This window comes from Streptomyces sp. NBC_00659, from assembly GCF_036226925.1.
Lineage (GTDB): Bacteria > Actinomycetota > Actinomycetes > Streptomycetales > Streptomycetaceae > Streptomyces.
The window spans coordinates 2,644,380-2,663,932 of the sequence record NZ_CP109031.1 but is presented as its reverse complement, the minus strand read 5'-3'; the positions used below and the strand labels follow the sequence as shown (position 1 = coordinate 2,663,932).

The window sequence follows — 19,553 nt, the reverse complement described above, 5'->3', positions numbered from 1 at the left end:
CCCGGCCGCGGGCGCCCGGGGGGCACGGGCGCCCAGGGGATCACAGGCGTCCCGCCTCCACGATCCGCCTGAGGAAGCGCCGGGTGCGCTCCTGCCGCGGGTCCCCGAAGACCTGTTCGGGCGTGCCGCGCTCCAGGATCACGCCCCCCTCCAGGAAGCAGACCTGGTCCGAGACCTCACGGGCGAAGCCCATCTCGTGGGTGGCCAGGACCATGGTCATGCCGTCCTCCTTCATGTCACGGACGACGTTCAGCACCTCGCCCACGAGTTCGGGGTCCAGGGCGGCGGTGATCTCGTCCAGAAGGAGCAGTTTGGGGCGCACCGCCAAGGCGCGGACGATCGCGGCCCGTTGCTGCTGGCCACCGCTCAGCCTGTCCGGGTATTCGGCCGCCTTGGCGCCGAGTCCGAGCCGTTCGAGCAGTTCCCGCGCGTGTGCCTCGGCGTCCGCGCGGCTCACGCCGTGCACCCGGCGCGGGGCGAGCGTGATGTTCTCCAGGACGGTCATGTGCGGGAAGAGGTTGTACGCCTGGAAGACGACGCCGATCCGCCGGCGCACCGCGTCCTGGTCGGCCCGCGGGTCGGTGATCTCCTCGCCGTCCAGCCAGATCGCGCCGTCGTCGATCTCCTCCAGGAGGTTGGCGCAGCGCAGCAGCGTGGACTTGCCGGAGCCTGAGGCGCCGATCAGCGTGGTCACGGTGTGCGGGGCGACCTCCAGGTCGACGTCCCGCAGGACGACCGACTCGCCGAAGGTCTTGCGGACGGACTCCATCCGCAGCATCGGGCCGTCGGGGACGGGGGTCTTGCTCATACGATGCCTCCCTGGCTGCGGCGCCGGTCCATACGGGCGGTGACCCAGTCGGTGAAGCGCGTCATGGGGATGGTCAGGGCCACGAACAGCAGCGCCGCGACGATGTACGCCGTGTAGTTGAGGCTGCGGCCCACGATGATGTCCGCGGAGCGCATCGCCTCCACCGCGCCGCCGATCGAGACGAGGCTGGTGTCCTTCTGCAGGGACACCATGTCGTTGAGGAGCGGCGGGACCTGGCGGCGGACAGCCTGTGGCAGCACCACATGGCGCAGGGTCTGCCGTGTGGTGAGGCCCAGTGAACGTGCCGCGGCCCGTTGCGAGGGGTGCACGGACTCGATGCCGGCGCGGACGACCTCGGCGACGTACGCCGAGTACGTCAGCACCAGTCCCGCACCGCCGAGCAGGACGGGGTCGTTGGTGACGCCCTGCAACCGGAGTGCCGGGACGCCGAACACGACGATCGACAGACAGATGATCAGCGGCAGACCGCGGAAGAAGTCGGTGTACGCGGTGGCGAGGGCGCGCACCGGCCAGTACATCGGTCCCCGCAGCGTCCGCGCCACGGCTATCAGCGTGCCGAGCACCAGCACCACGACGCCGCACACCACGAAGAGCCGGAGGTTCAGCCACAGGCCTTCGAGGACCTTCGGGAACGCCTCACGCGCGAACGACGCGTCGAAGAACGTCTCCTTCGTGCGCGGCCAGCCCGGCGCGTCGACGACGACGAGGTACAGCACCACGGCCGTGACGAGCGTGGACAGCGCGGCCACCGCCGCCGACCGGCGGGCCCGGCGGCGACGGTGGCGCTCGCGCTCGATCCTGCGCGGCGAGGGGACGTACGCCTCGTGCCCGTCGGTGGTGTCGCCGCCGGGCATCTCTCCGTCGGCTGCGTCCCCTCCCGACTCCTCCTTCGTCGCGGTCACTTGAGCACCGGGGCGTCGACGGCCTCGGACAGCCACTGCTTCTCGATCCTCGCGAGCGTGCCGTCCGCGCGCAGGGCGTCCACGGCCTTCGTCACGCAGGAGGTCAGGGCACTGCCCTTGTCGAGGACGAGTCCGAACTGCTCGGGCGTACCGCCCTGGTTCTCGAACTGTCCGACGATCCTGGCGTCGGTCACCTCGGCGGCCGTGATGTAGAAGGCGGTCGGCAGGTCGGTGACGATGGCGTCGACCTGGCCGTTCTTCAGCGCTGACTTGGCCTGGTCGTTCTTCGCGTAGGCGGCCGCCTTCTGGTCCGGCTTCACCACGTCGTCGATGTAGTTCAGGCTGGTGGTGCCGACCTGCGCGCCCAGCTTCAGATCCTTGAGGTCCGCGAGGCTCGTCGCCTTGGCCGCCTTGGAGCTCTTCAGCGCGATCACGGCCTGGCGCACGTCGTAGTAGCCGGACGAGAAGTCCACGGCCTTCTTGCGCTCGGCGCTGATCGACACCTGGTTGATGTCGAAGTCGAAGCTCTTCGCACCGGGCGCGAAGGCCTTGTTGAACGGCACGCTCTGCCAGACGACATCGCCGTCGGCGTAGCCGAGCTGCTTGGCCACGGCGTACGCCACGGCCGACTCGAAGCCCTTGCCGTTGGCGGGCTTGTCGTCCTTGAACCACGGCTCGTACGCGGGCTCGTCGGTCGCGATGGTGAGCTTGCCCGCTGCCTGGGTGCTCAACGAGCCCTTGGCGCAGGTCTCGGCGGTGCTCCCGGAAGCCTTGCCGGATGCCTTGTCCTCGGGCTGCGGGGCACAGCCCACGGCGAGGGCGAGCAGGGCGACGGTTCCGGCGGACGCGGCACGGCGCAGGGCGCGTTGGGGTCGATGCATGGCGGGAGAGTGGCAGCGAACCAGGTCGTTTGTCCAGGTCACAGCGGTAATTGTCCGCATGGTGGGAACGTGTGTTGCAGTCCCGTGAACACATGCGTCACAACCGTCCGACGCACCCGACGCACCCGACGCACCCGACGCACCCGACGCACCCGACGCGGTCGTCCGTTTCGCGCGGGCGTACGCGGCACTCTGGTCACGCGCGGTGTGGTGCTCCGTTCACGCGGGGCGCGGTGGGGTGCCCCGCGTGTGAGCCGCCCGGTTCACTCGGGGCGTGACGGAGGCGCCGCGCCCCGAGTGCCGGTCGTTCTCACGGTCACCCACCTCGCGCGTGCCACTCCGGCAGATGCGGGCGCTCGGCGCCCAGCGTCGTGTCGTTGCCGTGGCCGGGGTACACCCACGTCTCGTCCGCCAGTACGTCGAAGATCCTCGTCTCGACGTCGTGGATGAGACGGGCGAAGGCTTCCGGGTCCTTGCGCGTGTTGCCCACGCCGCCGGGGAACCTATGCGGTCAGAGCATCAGCGGCTTCGCCGGCTTCCTCCGACAGGACCTCGACTCCGTCACCGCAGGCCTCACCCTCCACTGGAGCTCAGGCATCGTCGAAGGCCGTGTCAACCTTGCAGATCGACCATCACGGAGCTCCGGTCAGAGCCGGTAGTGGCCCATCACCTCCTCACGAGTGCGGCCGGACAGCGACAGGTAGGCCTTGTCGGCGTCGGCGAACACCAGGTCCGGGCTGAGCAGGGCGACGGCGCCCGGCAGGGCGTGAAAGACCGACTCGAAGTCGATGTCGGAAGTGCTCATGCTCCACCTTCCCGGCGTGGGGCCCCGTGGTCCGCGAGTGCGTTCTCCCGCAGGTTCGGCGTGACGCGGAGGGTCCTGGTGAACCATGCGCCGTAGCGGTCGCCCAGGAAGGGAGCCGAGGCTCCGTGGAGCATGATGCTCAGGCCCACGGTCACGGCGATGACCTCGCTCAGCAAGGTCTCCCCAGGCAGGCGTTCTTCCAGGGCGAGCAGGCCGAACACCAGGGAAGCCAGCCCCCGCGGGCCGAACCAGCCGATGTACGCGACGGAGGCGGGGCGCAGGCCGGTGCCGGCCAGGGCGAGTGCGACGGGCACCATTCGGATGACAGTCAGGCTGAGCAGCGCGTAGACGACCACGCGCCACGTCAGGTGCTCGAGGGTCGGTCCCAGGATGACCGCGCCGAAGACGAGGAAACTGAGCGAGGCGAGCAGGAGGCCGAGGCGTTCGGTGAAGCTGGTGCTCTGCGCGGGATCCGCGTCCTCGGGACGGACGCCCAGACCGGCGGGGGTGCGGCGCAGGTGGATGCCGAAGGCCAGACCGGCGACCCAGGCACCGATGAAGCCACTGCCCTCGCTCACGGCGCACAGGACGTACGCGATGACCGGGACGACGAGTACCAGGAACTGTCGCCAGTCGGAGCTGCTCCATCCCCTCATGAGCGACCAGCGCAACAGGCTCGCCCCGCCCCAGCCGGCCGCGACTCCGATCACGCTGCTCAACAGCAACGCGCGCAGGAACGTCTCGGCGACGCCCGGATGGCCGTGGCCCTCGCCCGCCGCGGCGAGTGCCAGGACGAAGAACGGCAGGGCCAGGCCGTCGTTCAGACCGGATTCGATGGTCAGGCCGCCGCGGATCAGTGGGGGCACCCGCTTGTTGGAGAAGGCCTGCTGCCCGAGCGCGGCGTCCGTCGGCGCGAGGATGACGGCGGCCAGGGCCAGCTCCCACACGCCCAGGCCGGGCAGCAGGGGCCAGGCCGCCAGCCATCCCAGAGCGATCGTGGCCGGCAGGCCGACCGCGAGCAGCCGCAGCGGCAGGAACTCCTCCCGGCGCAGGTCCCGGGACCTGATCCCCGCCGCGTCCGCGAACAACAGGAGTACCAGTGCGCTTTCGAGCAGTGTCCGCGTGACCTCGGGATCCTTCGCCCGGTCCAGCAGGTCCAGGCCCAGCGGGCCGATCGCCAGCCCGCACAGCATGAACACCAGCGGTCCCGAGAGCACCGTGGTTGACAAGCGCCGGGAGAGCGCCCCGTATCCGACGACCACAGCCCCGGCGACCATGACGGCCCAGCCGTTCATCCGTACTCCTCACACCAGGCACCTGTCGTCGCCGGGGCGACCGCGCCAGGGGGCGGGCGGCAGCGTGCCGGGTCTCCCAGGGATGCCGTCCTGCCTCGCGCAGGGATGCGGAGTCTGACCCTATGGCGCTGTCGGCCGGGCCCAGGGGAACCCCGCTCCGAACCCGTTCAGCTCGGCCCGGTCGGCTCAACGAGCGGTGGTCGCACCGGGCCGGACGAGGGACGCCGACACGTGCCGCAGGAGGAGCGCGTCGAGGCGCTGGTGGACATCCCGAACGGCCACCGGTGGAGATCGCTCACCATTGACGGGCTGAGCCCGGCTGCTGGTCGGCGCCGCCCAGGCCTGGCGTCAGGAGCGCGCGTGGTTCGACATCCGGCCGGGCCTGCTGCCGGACGGCGTCGGCTGACCAGCGGTAAGCCCGGCCTGCGGGGCCCTTTTACCGGCGGGCCATGTGCATGCGCATCTCGCTGGGGGCGTCCTCCGTCACGCTGACGTCCGCGACACGAACAGTCACGATCACCTTCGGACCGTAAGCCCCGCTCCTTCCGCCGCGAGGCGCTACCAGCCTTCGTCATCGCTGACGCACGGGTGCGGCCCGGCCGTACAGAACCGGTCGACGTCGGACGGTTACCAGCCTCGTGCGTGCCACTCCGCGAGGTGGGGCCGCTCCGTGCCGAGGGTGGTGTCGTTGCCGTGGCCCGGGTAGATCCAGGTTTCGTCCGGGAGCACGAAGACCTTCGCCTCCAGGCCCGACATCAACGACTTGAAGTCTTCGGGGCGTGTTGTCCGTCCAGGACCCCCCGGGAAGAGACAGTCGCCCGTGAACACGTGAGGGTGACCGTGCGGGTCGTCGTAGACGAGGGCGATCGAGCCCGGCGTGTGCCCGACCAGGTGGCGCGCGGTGAGTTCCACGTTGCCCACCTTGACCGTGTCGCCGTCCTGGAGGGGGACGTCCGTCGGCACCGGGATACCGTCCGCGTCGTCCCTGCCCGCGTAGGTGCGCGCGCCCGTGGCGGCCACGACCTCGGCCAGCGCCTGCCAGTGGTCGCCGTGCTGATGGGTGGTCACCACGGACGCGATGCCGTCGTCGCCGATCAGGGTGAGCAGTGTCGAGGCGTCGTTCGCCGCGTCGATCAGGAGCTGCTCGTCGGTGGCCCGGCAGCGCAGCAGATACGCGTTGTTGTCCATGGGTCCGACCGCGACCTTGGAGATCATCAGGTCCTGCAGCTCGTGCACGTCGGCCGGGCCGCCGACCGTCACCGCTCCGCTGTACGTCATGACGGCAGCCTATAGCGGAGGCAGCGCCGGAAGCGGGCCGCCGCGTGCCGTCAGCCCGGAGCCGTCGCGGCGGCCGCAGAGCCAGCCGAGCAGATCGGCCGCCGGTCCGTGGACCTCGACCGGTCCGCCCTCGGCGCCGCCGCCCGTGGTCCACTCCCGGCCGTCCGCGGAGGCCAGCGCCGTGGAGGGCACGTCCTTGTGGCCGGCGAACCGCTCCGCGAGGAAGTCGATCTCCCGGGTCACGAACTCCTCCGGCAGATCCTCCAGCTCGTACCCGATGCCCAGATCCACGTGGTGCAGGTCGACCTCGACCCAGCGCCGGAACGGCACCCGGGCCGCGGAGTCGGTGACCCCGTTGCGCAGCGCCACCGTGCGGGACCAGTCCGCGGGGGCGGCTCCCGTCCCGTCGAAGCGGGCCGCGCTCTCCCGCAGGTCGGCGAGCTGTGTCTCCAGGGGGCGCGGCGCGTCCCGTTCGATGTCGGCGTCCCGCGTGCTCGCGGAGGCGTACATGGGACGTCCCTCCAGGACGTTCACCAGGGCGTCCGCGTTGCGGGACAGGTGGGCGAGCACATGCCCGCGGCTCCAGCCGGGAAGCCGTGACGGCTCGGCCACGGCGGCGTTGTCCAGTTTGGTGACCGCGGTGAGCAGTCGTTCCGTCGCGTCACGTACAGACGCCAGGTCGCGCACATGATCCATCATGAGGTCGACCCTAGCCCCGCCACACGATCGGGTGAAGCTGGTCGACCGCCCCCGTAAATCGAATGCGCGTGCTATACGCTCGTCGGTGGCGTCGGGCATGCTGGATGGCCCGGGATTGTTGTGAACCAGCGAAAGCAACCGGCGCTGTCAGTGGCTCGCCCTAGTCTGAGAAGACGGGGGCCTGCGGCCCCTGTCACTTCTCTCAAGAAAGGTACGGACCGGCGTGGCCGACCGTCTCATCGTCCGTGGAGCGCGCGAGCACAACCTGAAGAATGTCTCGCTCGACCTCCCGCGCGACTCGCTCATCGTCTTCACGGGCTTGTCGGGGTCGGGCAAGTCCTCCCTCGCCTTCGACACGATCTTCGCCGAGGGCCAGCGGCGCTACGTGGAGTCCCTGTCCTCGTACGCCCGGCAGTTCCTCGGCCAGATGGACAAGCCGGACGTGGACTTCATCGAGGGTCTCTCCCCGGCTGTCTCCATCGACCAGAAGTCGACCTCGCGCAACCCGCGCTCGACGGTCGGCACCATCACCGAGGTCTACGACTACCTGCGGCTGCTGTTCGCGCGCATCGGCAAGCCGCACTGCCCCGAGTGCCGCCGTCCCATCACACGCCAGTCGCCGCAGGCCATCGTCGACAAGGTGCTGGAGCTCCCGGAGGGGAGCCGCTTCCAGGTCCTGTCGCCGCTGGTGCGCGAGCGCAAGGGAGAGTTCGTCGACCTCTTCGCCGACCTCCAGACCAAGGGATACAGCCGTGCCCGGGTCGACGGCGAGACGATCCAGCTCAGCGAACCGCCGACCCTGAAGAAGCAGGAGAAGCACACCATCGAGGTGGTCATCGACCGTCTCACGGTGAAGGACTCCGCCAAGCGCCGCCTCACCGACTCGGTGGAGACCGCCCTCGGCCTGGCCGGCGGCATGGTCGTGCTCGACTTCGTCGACCTCCCCGAGGACGACCCCGAGCGCGAGCGTATGTACTCGGAGCACCTGTACTGCCCGTACGACGATCTGTCCTTCGAAGAGCTGGAGCCCCGCTCCTTCTCCTTCAACTCGCCGTTCGGCGCCTGTCCCGAGTGCACCGGCATCGGTACGCGGATGGAGGTCGACCCCGAGCTGATCGTCCCGGACGAGGACAAGTCCCTCGACGAGGGCGCCATCCACGCCTGGTCGCACGGACACACCAAGGACTACTTCGGCCGGCTGATCGGCGCCCTCGCGGACGCGCTGGGCTTCCGGACCGACATCCCCTTCGCCGGGCTGCCGCAGCGCGCCAAGAAGGCCCTGCTCTACGGCCACAAGACACAGATCGAGGTCCGCTACCGCAACCGGTACGGACGCGAGCGCGTGTACACCACGCCCTTCGAAGGGGCCGTCCCCTTCGTCAAGCGGCGCCACAGCGAGTCCGAGAGCGACGCCAGCCGCGAGCGCTTCGAGGGCTACATGCGCGAGGTGCCCTGCCCCACCTGTCAGGGCACGCGGCTGAAGCCGCTGGTCCTCGCGGTCACGGTCATGGAGAAGTCCATCGCCGAGGTCGCCGCCATGTCCATCAGCGACTGCGCGGACTTCCTGGGAAAGCTGAAGCTCAACGCGCGCGACAAGAAGATCGCCGAACGCGTCCTGAAGGAGGTCAACGAACGGCTGCGCTTCCTGGTCGACGTGGGCCTCGACTATCTGTCGCTGAACCGGGCGGCCGGCACCCTCTCCGGCGGCGAGGCCCAGCGCATCCGTCTGGCCACCCAGATCGGTTCCGGACTCGTCGGCGTCCTGTACGTCCTCGACGAGCCCTCCATCGGTCTGCACCAGCGTGACAACCACCGGCTGATCGAGACCCTCGTCCGCCTCCGCGACATGGGCAACACGCTCATCGTCGTCGAGCACGACGAGGACACCATCAAGGTCGCCGACTGGGTCGTCGACATCGGCCCCGGCGCGGGCGAGCACGGCGGCAAGGTCGTGCACAGCGGCCCCTTGAAGGAGCTGCTCGCCAACCCCGAGTCGGTGACCGGCCAGTACCTGTCGCGCAAGAAGGAGATCCCGACCCCGGACGTCCGCCGCCCGGCCGACCCGGGCCGCAGGCTCACGGTGCACGGCGCCCGCGAGAACAACCTCCAGGACATCGACGTGTCCTTCCCGCTGGGCGTCCTCACCGCCGTCACCGGCGTTTCGGGTTCGGGCAAGTCGACACTGGTCAACGACATCCTGTACACGCACCTGGCCCGTGAGCTGAACGGCGCGAGGAACGTGCCGGGGCGCCACACGCGCGTGGACGGCGACGACCTCGTCGACAAGGTCGTGCACGTGGACCAGTCGCCCATCGGCCGCACGCCCCGCTCCAACCCGGCGACGTACACCGGTGTCTTCGACCATGTCCGCAAGCTGTTCGCCGAGACCACCGAGGCGAAGGTGCGGGGCTATCTGCCCGGCCGCTTCTCCTTCAACGTCAAGGGCGGCCGCTGCGAGAACTGCTCCGGCGACGGCACCATCAAGATCGAGATGAACTTCCTGCCGGACGTGTACGTCCCCTGCGAGGTCTGCCACGGGGCGCGCTACAACCGGGAGACGCTGGAGGTCCACTACAAGGGCAAGTCCATCTCCGAGGTCCTGGACATGCCGATCGAGGAGGCGCTCGGCTTCTTCGAGGCCGTGCCGGCGATCGCCCGCCACCTCAGGACGCTCAACGACGTCGGCCTCGGCTACGTCAGGCTCGGCCAGTCCGCGCCGACGCTGTCCGGCGGTGAGGCGCAGCGCGTCAAGCTTGCCAGCGAGCTCCAGAAGCGCTCCACCGGCCGCACCGTGTACGTCCTCGACGAGCCGACCACCGGACTCCACTTCGAGGACATCAGCAAGCTCATCACGGTGCTGTCCGGTCTGGTCGACAAGGGCAACACGGTCATCGTCATCGAGCACAACCTCGACGTCATCAAGACCGCGGACTGGGTCATCGACATGGGACCCGAGGGCGGCAACGGCGGCGGTCTCGTGATCGCCGAGGGCACCCCCGAGGAGGTCGCCGGCGTTCCGGCCAGCCACACCGGCAAGTTCCTGCGCGAGATCCTCGGCGCCGACAGGATCAGCGACGCCGCTCCCGTGAAGGCCCCGCGCAAGACGGCCGCCAAGAAGACGGTCGCCGCCGGGACCACGGCGAGGAAGACGGCCACCAAGGCCGTCAACAGCACGGCCGTCAAGAAGACGGCCACTGCGAAGAAGACCGCCACGAAGGCGGTCGCCAAGACGGTGACCCCCGCGAAGAAGACCACGCGGGCCCGGAAGGCCTGACCCGACCTGTCCGCTCCGCCGGACCGGTCGGCCGTGTCGCGACGGACGGCGCCCCGCGGGAACTCCCCGCGGGGCGCCGTCCGTCGAGAACACGACCGCACGCGGGTTCGAGGATCGAGGGACGGCGGTCCGGTGTCCCTACAGCTCGTCGAGTTCGCGGGCGTACGGCGGTTCGGCTCCGGCGCGGGAGCAGGTGACGGCCGCCGCGCGGGCCGCGAAGCGCAGAAGCCCGGTCCAGCCCCGGGGGCCCAGCTCCGCCAGCGCGGTCGGGGACAGGGCGTCCCGGACGGAAAGGCCGTGCAGCAGTGCCGCGTTCACGGTGTCACCGGCGCCGATGGTGTCCACCACGTCCACCGGTTCGCCGGGCACGGAATGCACCGCGCCGTCCCGGGTGAACGCGGTCAGACCGTCGCCGCCCTGGGTGATCACCACCGCCGAGGGACCGGCGGCCAGCCACTCGCGCGGGGTGCCGCCGAGCCACCGGGCGTCCTCCTCGGACAGCTTGAGCAGTGACACCGACGGCAGCCAGCTCTTGAACCGGGCACGGTAGGCGTCCGGGTCGGGGATCAGACCGGCGCGGATGTTCGGGTCGAGGGCAGTGAAGACGCCCTGCGCGGCGGCGGTCCGCATCAGCTCCTCGTACGCGCTCGCACCCGGTTCCAGGGCGAGTGAACAGGTTCCGAAGGACACCGCCCTTACCCCGGCAGGGAGTCGGTCCGGGGCGGTGAACAGACGGTCCGCCGTGCCCTCGACGTAGAAGGAGTAGGCGGCCGAGCCGTCCGCCCCGATCGTGGCGACGGCCAGCGTCGTGGGCTCACCCCCGCGCTGTACGGACGACACGTCGACGCCGGCGTCCACGAGTCCGTCGAGGAGTGCCTCGCCGAACGCGTCGCGGGAGACGCGGGAGCAGAAGGCCGTGGGGGAGCCGAGGCGGCCGAGCGCCACCGCCGTGTTGTAAGGGCCGCCGCCCCGGCGGGGCAGCAGTTCCGCCAGGGCGCCGGAGTCCTGCGGCACCAGATCGATCAGAGCCTCACCGGCGACGACGATCACGACTCGGATCCTTTCCTCGGAATCCCGGTCCCGGGACTCTCGGTGTGTGCGACGCCTTCGGGGCAGCCGCACGAGGTGCGATGGACGAAGGCGGAGGGAAGCCGGACGGTGCGGCACTCCAGGTGCGGGGACGCCAGCCGTTCCAGGAGCAGCCGGACGGCCGTGGCACCGATCTCCTTGCTCGGCTGGGCGATCACGGTGAGCCGCGGTGTGAACAGATCCGCCCAGGAGAAGTCGTCGAAGCAGCACAGTGCCAGGTCCCCGGGCACGGACAGACCCCGGTCGCGCAGGGCCCGGAGCGCACCGACGGTCATGGCGTTGTCGGCGGTGACGAGCGCGCCCGGCGGCGCCCCGAGCGACAACAGCCGGTGGGTGGCCTCCTCGGCCGCCTCCGTCCCGGAGTCGCCGTGCGCCACGAGCCGTTCGTCGTAGGGGAGCCCGGCCCGCGCGAGGCCGTGCCGGTAGCCGGTGATCCGTTCCGCCGTGGTACTGAGTCCGGGCAGGCCCGCGACCAGCCCGATACGCCGGTGCCCCCGCTCGGCGAGGTGGGTCACCAGGCTCGCCATGGGCGCGGTGTTCTCGGAGCAGACCTGGTCGTAGGGGAAGCCGCTTCCGGCGGGGGTATCCACGAGCCGGTCCAGGAACACGGTGGGTACGTCGTGCTGCTCGAGGTAGCGCAGGAGCGCGTCGGGAGTCGCCGACGGCGCGATGATCATTCCGTCCACGCGCCGTTCGTGCAGCAGCCGGACGACTTTGCGCTCGTGCCCGGGGTCGTCGTGCGGATCGGCGATCAGCAGGCCGTAGCCGTGCTCCAGGGCCCCGGCCTCGACACCCTGGAGGATCTCCGTGAAGTAGGGGTTGCTGATCGCCGACACCGCGAGGCCGATGGACTGCGTACGGGAGGTGACGAGTGAACGGGCGAGGGTGTTGGGCGTGTAGCCCAGCTCGTCGATCGCGTCGAGAACGGCCTGGCGTGTCACGGGCAGCACCGGGCGGGTGCGGTTGAGGACGTGCGAGACGGTCGCGACGGACACACCCGCCCGCCGGGCCACATCGGCCATCGTCGCCATGCCGCTCCTTCTCGGGTTTCGGTCGCCGACCGCGAAGACCCGTGCCGGCCGGCGGACGGAACCTGGACGCCGGTCCGCGAACCGGACACCTCGATGCCGCTCCCCGGACGGACCCGGTCGCTCGCGGGTGAACGTATCATCCGGCTTCCTCGCGTAAACGCTTACGCATACGTTTGCGCAAGCGTTTACGTCCAAGGTGTCGAGGGCCGACCCCGCGACGAACGGAACGATCTGTGCCGGTACGGTCGGTGCGCGGCCCCCTTGCCGTGTTCAGCCCCGTCGCCGTCGGCGGAGTGTCCGCCGGCGCCCTGACCAGTGGAGATGCCATGTCCGGCCGTCCGTCCGCGAGCCGTCGTACCGTCCTGCGGGGAGCGGCGCTCACCCCGGTCGCCGGGCTCGGCCTCGCCGCGTGCTCCGGCGGCGGCGGTGGAGCCCCCGCCACGCCGACCGCTCCCGTCGTCCTCGGCTTGGGGAGCGAGGTCTCCAAGGGGGGTGCTCAGCTCTACGAGGACCACAACGTCGTGGTCAGCCGCGCCGAGGACGGTTCGCTCAAGGCGTTCAGCTCGATCTGCACCCACGCGGGGTGCGCCATCAACAAGCTGCAGGGCAGGACCCTCGTGTGCCCGTGTCACGGCAGCGAGTTCGACGCCGGGACCGGCAAGGTGCTGCGGGCACCGGCCACCGTGCCGCTCCACGAGCTGTCCGTCGAGGAGAAGAACGGGAACATCGTCGCGGGGCCGGGCGCCTGAGCCCGGGTGCGGTCACCGGCCCGGCCGGGTCCGCACCCGGGTGGGCGGTCACTCCCAGTCCCAGCCGATCCCGACGATCCCGGACCGCACGCGCGGCTCGACCAGGTGCACCGAGCGGTGACCGCTCAGCGGCAGTTCCTGCCGGCCGCTGCGGGGCGCGGCGGCCGAGTGCTGGGTGAAGCGGTGACAGCGCACCGGCAGCGCGTTCTCGGTGAAGTGCACCTGGAGCGCGTACTGTCCGCCCGCGAAGCCGAAGCCCCGGACGTACTCGCTGGACGTCCCGGCCGTGCCGTCCTCGAAGGCGTAGCGGAAGAGGAACGTCTCGCCTGCCCGCAGCCGCGTGTCGAAGAGCAGTTCGGCGACGAGCACGCCGGTGTCGCGATGCCAGCGCACCCGTCCCGTGCGGCAGTTCTCCAGGGCCCGGACCGTCGTCCGCTCCGGTGCGCATCCGGGGTCGCCGTGATGGATGGCCACATAGCGGTCCACGCCGTCCTTGTGTGCGCGCACTATGTGGTGCGACTCGCGACCCAGCAGTTCGCGACGGGCGCCTATGCGTACCCGCTCGTGATGGCCGAGCGTGTGCAGACCGCCGTCGAGCGGGGACTCCAGTTCGGCCAGCAGCCGTTCCAGGACACCGGAGGCCTCCACGAGGGAACGGTAGGAACGCCCCGTGGGACGTTCCGGATCCGAGCGCTCCTCGGCCTCGGCCAGCAGCCTGATCAGGGACTCGTCGGGAAGCTGGAGTATCTCCTCCAGGGCGCGGACCGCCCGCAGCGACTCGGGGCGCTGGGGGCGGCGGGCGCCCTGCTGCCAGTAACTCAGGCTCGTCACCCCGACTCTGACGCCGTAGCGCGACAGATGGTGCTGCACGCGCTGCAGCGGCAGCCCGCGGGCGGTGATCGCCGCGCGCAGTGCGACGTGGAAGGGGCCTCCCCGCAGGGCCGTTTCCAGTTCCGTCGTGGCGACGTCCGCGTGCTGTGTGCGGGTCCGCATGCAGGGGCCTTTCTGTGGATGTTCACCACGGCTGGTCAGACCGTGGGAGCGGTTCATCGGCGCCGCCCGGTGGGCGCGCGGGGGCCGTACACGCGCAGGTTTCGCCGTTCACGCCCCGAGTTCCCCCGCATTGAAGCGTGTTGACCAAGTCCCGACAACACCTGATGCTCAACATGGCTCACCGCAGCCCCCCGGACGCGCTCCGTCCCTTTCCGGCCCTCACCTGGGAGCCCGGCACGACGCGACCCCGATGGCCGGAAACGACGCATCCCGGGTGCCGCGCGGAGAGCGCGGGGACGATCGTCGCGGGAGCCCTCGCCGCGCTCGTCCTGAGCGTCCCGCGGGGCCCGCGCCGACGCCGCGGCCGGCTCCGCGAGGTTTTCCACAGGCGTACCGGGAGCCGGCCGCGCTGTCGGCCCGCGCCAGTAGGGTGTGTGACATGGCCGACCCCTCCAGCTACCGCCCCAAGCCGGGACAGATCCCGGACTCTCCCGGGGTGTACAAATTCCGCGACGAGCACCGCCGGGTGATCTACGTCGGAAAGGCGAAGAGCCTGCGTCAGCGCCTGGCGAGCTATTTCCAGGACCTGGCGAATCTCCACCCGCGCACCCGCACGATGGTCACCACGGCCACGTCGGTGGAGTGGACGGTCGTGTCCACGGAGGTCGAGGCCCTTCAGCTGGAGTACTCCTGGATCAAGGAGTACGACCCCCGGTTCAACGTCAAGTACCGAGACGACAAGAGCTACCCCTACCTCGCCGTGACGATGAACGAGGAGTTCCCGCGCGTGCAGGTGATGCGCGGCCACAAGAAGAAGGGCGTGCGCTACTTCGGTCCCTACGGGCACGCGTGGGCCATCCGCGACACCGTCGACCTGCTGCTGCGCGTCTTCCCGGTCCGCACCTGCTCCGCCGGTGTCTTCAAGAACGCCTCCCGCACCGGCCGGCCCTGTCTCCTCGGGTACATCGGCAAGTGCTCCGCCCCCTGTGTCGGCCGGGTCTCGCCCGAGGAGCACCGCGGGCTGGCCGAAGAGTTCTGCGACTTCATGGCGGGCCGTACGGGGACGTACATCCGCCGACAGGAACAGCAGATGCTGCAGGCCGCCGAGGAGATGGAGTACGAGCGGGCGGCCCGGCTGCGCGACGACATCGACGCCCTGAGGAAGGCCATGGAGAAGAGCGCGGTCGTCCTCGCGGACGCCACCGACGCCGACCTCATGGCCGTCGCCGAGGACGAGCTGGAAGCCGCGGTCCAGATCTTCCATGTGCGCGGCGGACGCGTGCGCGGACAGCGCGGCTGGGTCACGGACAAGGTGGAGGCCGTCACCACGGGTGACCTCGTCGAGCACGCGCTCCAGCAGCTCTACGGCGAGGAGACGGGCGACTCCGTTCCCAGGGAAGTGCTCGTCCCGGCGCTGCCCGAACCGGTGGAACCCGTTCAGGAATGGCTCACCGCCCGCCGTGGATCGAACGTGTCGCTCCGCATACCGCAGCGCGGAGACAAGAAGGCGCTCATGGAGACCGTGCAGCGCAACGCGCTCCAGGCGCTCGCCCTGCACAAGACCCGGCGTGCCTCCGACCTGACCACGCGCTCGCGTGCCCTGGAGGAGATCGCCGGGGCGCTCGGCCTGGACAGCGCGCCGCTGCGGGTCGAGTGCTACGACATCTCGCACCTCCAGGGCGACGACGTGGTGGCCTCGATGGTCGTCTTCGAGGACGGGCTCCAGCGCAAGAGCGAGTACCGGCGCTTCCAGATCAAGGGCTTCGCCGGCCAGGACGACGTCCGCTCCATGCACGAGGTGATCACCCGCCGCTTCAGGCGCTACCTCGTCGAGAAGGAGAAGACGGGGGAGTGGACGGACGGCGAGGACGCCGCGTCGGGAGCCTCGGAGCCGCCGGCCGACGCGCCCCTCTCCGGAGGCACCTTCCCGGAGGACGACGGCCGGCCCAAGCGCTTCGCCTACCCCCCGCAGCTCGTCGTCGTCGACGGTGGCCGGCCGCAGGTCGCCGCCGCCCAGCGGGCCCTCGACGAACTCGGCATCGACGACATCGCCGTCTGCGGGCTCGCCAAGCGACTGGAGGAGGTGTGGCTGCCCGGCGAGGACGACCCCGTGGTCCTGCCGCGCAGCAGCGAGAGCCTGTATCTGCTCCAGCGGATCCGGGACGAGGCCCACCGCTTCGCGATCACCTACCAGCGCGCCAAGCGGGCCAAACGCTTCAGGTCGGGCCCTCTGGACGATGTGCCGGGCCTGGGCGAGTCCCGCAAGCAGGCACTGATCAAGCACTTCGGCTCCGTGAAGAGGCTCCGGTCCGCGACGATCGACCAGATCTGCGAGGTTCCCGGCGTGGGGCGCAAGACGGCGGAGACCATCGCCGTGGCCCTCGCCCAGGCCACTCCCGCGGCACCGGCCGTGAACACGGCCACCGGAGAGATCATGGAAGACGACGAAGACGCGGCGCCCGGGACGACGGCGGGCCCCGCGGAGGAGCCCGTGACCGCGGGCGCCTCGGACGAGCGACGGGGGCAGGAAACATGACCGAGAACGACGCGCGCGAAGAGGAACGTCCGGCGCAGGACCGGGAAACACACAGCGAAACAGGCGAGGATCACGCGGAGCGTGATGCGCCACAGGAAGACGGAGCACAGGTGGGTACGGGCATCGAGACAGCCGGGGCGGGAGTCCCGGACGCCGTCATTCCCGAGCTGGTGATCATCTCCGGCATGTCCGGAGCAGGCCGGTCCACGGCCGCCAAGTGTCTGGAGGACCTCGGCTGGTTCGTCGTCGACAACCTGCCGCCCGCGCTGATCCCCACCATGGTGGAGCTCGGCGCCCGCTCCCAGGGCAACGTGGCACGGATCGCCGTCGTCGTCGACGTACGCGGCCGGCGGTTCTTCGACAACCTCCGCGAATCCCTCGCCGACCTGGAGTCCCGCAACGTCACCCGGCGGATCGTCTTCCTGGAGTCCTCCGACGAGGCCCTGGTGCGCCGCTTCGAGTCGGTGCGCCGGCCGCACCCCCTCCAGGGCGACGGCCGGATCGTGGACGGGATCGACGCCGAGCGCGAGCTGCTGCGCGAGCTGCGCGGTGACGCCGACCTGGTCATCGACACCTCCAGCCTGAACGTGCACGAGCTGCGCGCCAAGATGGACGCCCAGTTCGCGGGCGACGAGGAGCCCGAGCTGCGGGCCACCGTCATGTCCTTCGGCTTCAAGTACGGCCTGCCGGTCGACGCCGACCTGGTCGTGGACATGCGCTTCCTGCCGAACCCGCACTGGGTCCCCGAGCTGCGCCCCTTCACCGGCCTGAACGAAGAGGTCTCGGCGTACGTCTTCAACCAGCCCGGCGCCAAGGAGTTCCTCGACCGCTACTCCGAGCTGCTCCAGCTCATCGCCGCCGGTTACCGGCGCGAGGGCAAGCGCTATGTGACCATCGCGGTCGGCTGCACCGGCGGCAAGCACCGCTCGGTGGCGACCGCGGAGAAGCTCGTCGCCCGCCTCGCCTCCCAGGGCGTGGAGACCGTGCTCGTGCACCGGGACATGGGGCGCGAGTGACCGGACGTACTTCCCTGCGGCTGAGCCGACTGCGCCGGGAGACTCCCGGGAACCGAGCCGGCCAGCCGGCCACGGCGCGCGGTGCCAAGCCGCGCCGCCGCGGTACGCAGCCCAAGGTCGTCGCCCTCGGCGGCGGCATGGGGCTGTCCGCCTCGCTCGCCGCGCTGCGCCGGATCACCGGCGACCTCACCGCCGTCGTCACCGTGGCCGACGACGGCGGCTCCAGCGGACGGCTGCGCGACGAGCTGGGCGTCCTGCCGCCCGGCGACCTGCGCAAGGCGCTGGCAGCGCTCTGCGGCGACGACGACTGGGGCCAGACCTGGGCCCGCGTCATCCAGCACCGCTTCCAGTCCAAGGGCGAACTGCACGAACACGCGGTCGGCAATCTGCTGATCGTCGCGCTGTGGGAGCAGCTCGGCGACCATGTCCAGGCACTCGACCTGGTCGGCAAGCTGCTCGGCGCGCACGGCCGGGTGCTGCCCATGTCCGCCGTGCCCCTGGAGCTCCAGGCCCTGGTCAAGGGACACGACCCCGACCGGCCCGACGAGATCGGCACCATCCGGGGCCAGGCGAACGTGGCGCTCACCCCCGGCGAGGTCCAGTCCGTGCACGTCGTACCGCACGATCCGCCGGCCGTACCCGAGGCCGTGGCCGCGGTCCTCGACGCGGACTGGGTGGTTCTCGGCCCCGGCTCCTGGTTCTCGTCGGTCATACCGCATCTTCTGGTGCCCGAGCTTCTGGACGCGCTGAGCCAGACCCGGGCGCGCCGGGTACTCTCCCTGAACCTCGCACCGCAGCCCGGAGAAACCGAAGGCTTCTCCCCGCAGCGTCATTTGGAGGTTTTGGGGCGACACGCCCCTAAACTCGCCCTGGACGTGGTGCTGGCCGACGAGGCCGCCGTGCCCGACCGCGAATCTCTCGCCGACGCCGCCCAGCGGTTCGGTGCCGCGGTCGAGCTGGCGCCGGTGGCCAGGACCGACGGATCTCCGCGGCACGATCCGGAGCTGTTGGCCGCCGCGTACGACCGTATTTTTCGGATGCATGGAAGGATCGGCCCATGGCGATGACGGCAGCGGTGAAGGATGAGATCTCCCGGCTTCCCGTCACCCGGACCTGCTGCAGGAAGGCGGAGGTCTCCGCCGTCCTGCGGTTCGCCGGCGGCCTTCACCTGGTGAGCGGCCGGATCGTGATCGAGGCGGAGCTGGACACCGCGATGGCGGCGCGCCGGCTGAAGCGGGACATTCTGGAGATCTTCGGCCACAGTTCCGAACTGATCGTGATGGCGCCCGGCGGACTGCGCCGCGGTTCGCGCTATGTGGTGCGTGTCGTCGCGGGCGGTGACCAGCTGGCCCGTCAGACAGGGCTCGTGGACGGGCGTGGACGCCCGATCCGCGGACTGCCGCCGCAGGTGGTCTCGGGGGCCACCTGCGATGCCGAGGCGGCCTGGCGCGGGGCCTTCCTGGCCCACGGCTCGCTCACCGAGCCCGGCCGTTCCTCGTCCCTCGAGGTGACCTGCCCGGGGCCGGAGGCCGCGCTCGCGCTGGTCGGCGCCGCCCGCAGGCTGTCGATCGCGGCGAAGGCCCGCGAGGTGCGCGGTGTGGACCGGGTGGTCGTCCGCGACGGCGACGCGATCGGCGCGCTGCTGACCCGCCTCGGCGCGCACGAGTCGGTGCTGGCGTGGGAGGAGCGGCGGATGCGCCGTGAGGTCCGCGCCACGGCGAACCGGCTCGCCAACTTCGACGACGCCAACCTGCGCCGCTCGGCGCGTGCCGCCGTGGCCGCCGGTGCCCGCGTCCAGCGCGCCCTGGAGATCCTCGCGGACGAGGTGCCGGAGCATCTCGCCGCCGCCGGACGGCTGCGCATGGAGCACAAGCAGGCTTCCCTGGAGGAGCTGGGCGCGCTCGCCGACCCGCCGCTGACCAAGGACGCCGTCGCGGGCCGTATCCGCCGGCTGCTGGCGATGGCCGACAAGCGGGCGCAGGACCTCGGGATCCCCGGGACGGAGTCGAGTCTGTCCGAGGAGATGGCGGACAACCTCGCGGGCTGACCCGGATCCGCGGGGCGGCGTGAGAGACGTGAGCGAGCCCCGACACGCGCGGGCGGCGCGAAACCGCGCGATTCCCGGATCCGGGGACGTGACGGGCGTGCGGGGCCCCCGGAGCAGCGGGGGTGGCGC

The 19,553-nt window shown here is 70.8% G+C and carries 16 protein-coding genes and 1 pseudogene; 6 read left to right on the top strand and 11 right to left on the bottom strand.

Annotated elements, in window-relative coordinates; genetic code table 11:
* Nucleotides 1–40 precede the first annotated feature (40 nt).
* The 8 genes and pseudogenes from OG410_RS11595 to OG410_RS11560 all read right to left on the bottom strand — a co-directional run bounded on the left by OG410_RS11595 (nt 41) and on the right by OG410_RS11560 (nt 6,689).
* Entirely contained in the window at nt 41–808 is a 768-nt protein-coding gene (locus tag OG410_RS11595) for an amino acid ABC transporter ATP-binding protein (RefSeq protein ID WP_329299045.1), read from the bottom strand.
* Nucleotides 805–1,731, bottom strand: coding sequence for an amino acid ABC transporter permease (locus OG410_RS11590; protein WP_329299044.1), 927 nt, complete (start codon nt 1,729–1,731; stop codon nt 805–807). Before OG410_RS11590 ends, OG410_RS11595 begins: the two co-directional genes overlap by 4 nt.
* Nucleotides 1,728–2,612, bottom strand: coding sequence for an ABC transporter substrate-binding protein (locus tag OG410_RS11585; RefSeq protein WP_329299043.1), 885 nt, complete (start codon nt 2,610–2,612; stop codon nt 1,728–1,730). The genes OG410_RS11590 and OG410_RS11585 overlap by 4 nt, the downstream gene beginning before the upstream one ends.
* A 316-nt stretch (nt 2,613–2,928) precedes the next feature.
* Nucleotides 2,929–3,114 (bottom strand): annotated as a pseudogene (locus OG410_RS11580) (MBL fold metallo-hydrolase); the annotation flags it as partial.
* Nucleotides 3,115–3,258: 144 nt separating this feature from the next.
* Nucleotides 3,259–3,417 carry a PAS domain-containing protein gene (locus tag OG410_RS11575; protein ID WP_329299042.1) on the bottom strand — a complete coding sequence of 53 codons (159 nt, stop codon included), beginning with the start codon at nt 3,415–3,417 and terminating at the stop codon, nt 3,259–3,261.
* The gene (locus OG410_RS11570; RefSeq protein ID WP_329299041.1) at nt 3,414–4,712 is read right to left on the bottom strand and encodes a cation:proton antiporter; all 1,299 of its coding nucleotides are present in this window, start codon (nt 4,710–4,712) and stop codon (nt 3,414–3,416) included. The genes OG410_RS11575 and OG410_RS11570 overlap by 4 nt, the downstream gene beginning before the upstream one ends.
* 627 nt (nt 4,713–5,339) lie before the next feature.
* Nucleotides 5,340–5,990 carry an MBL fold metallo-hydrolase gene (locus OG410_RS11565; RefSeq protein WP_326788443.1) on the bottom strand — a complete coding sequence of 217 codons (651 nt, stop codon included), beginning with the start codon at nt 5,988–5,990 and terminating at the stop codon, nt 5,340–5,342.
* Nucleotides 5,991–5,999: 9 nt separating this feature from the next.
* Nucleotides 6,000–6,689, bottom strand: a complete 690-nt coding sequence (locus OG410_RS11560; protein WP_329299040.1) for a maleylpyruvate isomerase family mycothiol-dependent enzyme — start codon at nt 6,687–6,689, stop codon at nt 6,000–6,002.
* A gap of 223 nt (nt 6,690–6,912) precedes the next feature.
* Between OG410_RS11560 and uvrA the strand changes: the two genes are divergently transcribed.
* Entirely contained in the window at nt 6,913–9,963 is a 3,051-nt protein-coding gene (gene uvrA, locus OG410_RS11555) for an excinuclease ABC subunit UvrA (protein WP_329299039.1), read from the top strand.
* Nucleotides 9,964–10,101: 138 nt separating this feature from the next.
* Here the strand turns inward: uvrA and OG410_RS11550 are convergent, their stop codons facing one another.
* Nucleotides 10,102–11,013 carry a carbohydrate kinase family protein gene (locus OG410_RS11550; RefSeq protein ID WP_329299038.1) on the bottom strand — a complete coding sequence of 304 codons (912 nt, stop codon included), beginning with the start codon at nt 11,011–11,013 and terminating at the stop codon, nt 10,102–10,104.
* The gene (locus OG410_RS11545; RefSeq protein WP_329299037.1) at nt 11,010–12,083 is read right to left on the bottom strand and encodes a LacI family DNA-binding transcriptional regulator; all 1,074 of its coding nucleotides are present in this window, start codon (nt 12,081–12,083) and stop codon (nt 11,010–11,012) included. The genes OG410_RS11550 and OG410_RS11545 overlap by 4 nt, the downstream gene beginning before the upstream one ends.
* A gap of 326 nt (nt 12,084–12,409) precedes the next feature.
* Here OG410_RS11545 and OG410_RS11540 point away from each other — a divergent pair, with 326 nt between their 5' ends.
* Nucleotides 12,410–12,832 carry a Rieske (2Fe-2S) protein gene (locus OG410_RS11540; RefSeq protein ID WP_329299036.1) on the top strand — a complete coding sequence of 141 codons (423 nt, stop codon included), beginning with the start codon at nt 12,410–12,412 and terminating at the stop codon, nt 12,830–12,832.
* 48 nt (nt 12,833–12,880) lie between these two features.
* Here the strand turns inward: OG410_RS11540 and OG410_RS11535 are convergent, their stop codons facing one another.
* Entirely contained in the window at nt 12,881–13,825 is a 945-nt protein-coding gene (locus OG410_RS11535; RefSeq protein WP_326788449.1) for a hypothetical protein, read from the bottom strand.
* Nucleotides 13,826–14,264: 439 nt separating this feature from the next.
* Here OG410_RS11535 and uvrC point away from each other — a divergent pair, with 439 nt between their 5' ends.
* From uvrC to whiA, 4 genes are read left to right on the top strand one after another with little or no spacing between them, the layout of a single operon-like run.
* On the top strand, nt 14,265–16,361 hold the full coding sequence (uvrC, locus tag OG410_RS11530; protein ID WP_329299035.1) for an excinuclease ABC subunit UvrC: 2,097 nt from the start codon (nt 14,265–14,267) through the stop codon (nt 16,359–16,361).
* On the top strand, nt 16,358–17,377 hold the full coding sequence (rapZ, locus tag OG410_RS11525; protein ID WP_329299034.1) for an RNase adapter RapZ: 1,020 nt from the start codon (nt 16,358–16,360) through the stop codon (nt 17,375–17,377). Before uvrC ends, rapZ begins: the two co-directional genes overlap by 4 nt.
* Nucleotides 17,374–18,444 carry a gluconeogenesis factor YvcK family protein gene (locus tag OG410_RS11520; RefSeq protein WP_329299033.1) on the top strand — a complete coding sequence of 357 codons (1,071 nt, stop codon included), beginning with the start codon at nt 17,374–17,376 and terminating at the stop codon, nt 18,442–18,444. The genes rapZ and OG410_RS11520 overlap by 4 nt, the downstream gene beginning before the upstream one ends.
* Complete coding sequence (whiA, locus tag OG410_RS11515) at nt 18,435–19,424, top strand: DNA-binding protein WhiA (protein WP_328453718.1); 990 nt, start codon at nt 18,435–18,437, stop codon at nt 19,422–19,424. The genes OG410_RS11520 and whiA overlap by 10 nt, the downstream gene beginning before the upstream one ends.
* Nucleotides 19,425–19,553 lie beyond the last annotated feature (129 nt).

What these genes read in the sequence shown, in the direction of transcription:
- OG410_RS11565 (WP_326788443.1), bottom strand. Translation starts at nt 5,990, where the DNA reads ATGACGTACAGCGGAGCGGTGACGGTCGGCGGCCCGGCCGACGTGCAC.
- rapZ (WP_329299034.1), top strand. Translation starts at nt 16,358, where the DNA reads ATGACCGAGAACGACGCGCGCGAAGAGGAACGTCCGGCGCAGGACCGG.
- OG410_RS11595 (WP_329299045.1), bottom strand. Translation starts at nt 808, where the DNA reads ATGAGCAAGACCCCCGTCCCCGACGGCCCGATGCTGCGGATGGAGTCC.
- OG410_RS11540 (WP_329299036.1), top strand. Translation starts at nt 12,410, where the DNA reads ATGTCCGGCCGTCCGTCCGCGAGCCGTCGTACCGTCCTGCGGGGAGCG.
- OG410_RS11575 (WP_329299042.1), bottom strand. Translation starts at nt 3,417, where the DNA reads ATGAGCACTTCCGACATCGACTTCGAGTCGGTCTTTCACGCCCTGCCG.
- whiA (WP_328453718.1), top strand. Translation starts at nt 18,435, where the DNA reads ATGGCGATGACGGCAGCGGTGAAGGATGAGATCTCCCGGCTTCCCGTC.
- OG410_RS11585 (WP_329299043.1), bottom strand. Translation starts at nt 2,612, where the DNA reads ATGCATCGACCCCAACGCGCCCTGCGCCGTGCCGCGTCCGCCGGAACC.
- OG410_RS11570 (WP_329299041.1), bottom strand. Translation starts at nt 4,712, where the DNA reads ATGAACGGCTGGGCCGTCATGGTCGCCGGGGCTGTGGTCGTCGGATAC.
- uvrC (WP_329299035.1), top strand. Translation starts at nt 14,265, where the DNA reads ATGGCCGACCCCTCCAGCTACCGCCCCAAGCCGGGACAGATCCCGGAC.
- OG410_RS11535 (WP_326788449.1), bottom strand. Translation starts at nt 13,825, where the DNA reads ATGCGGACCCGCACACAGCACGCGGACGTCGCCACGACGGAACTGGAA.
- OG410_RS11560 (WP_329299040.1), bottom strand. Translation starts at nt 6,689, where the DNA reads ATGATGGATCATGTGCGCGACCTGGCGTCTGTACGTGACGCGACGGAA.
- OG410_RS11545 (WP_329299037.1), bottom strand. Translation starts at nt 12,083, where the DNA reads ATGGCGACGATGGCCGATGTGGCCCGGCGGGCGGGTGTGTCCGTCGCG.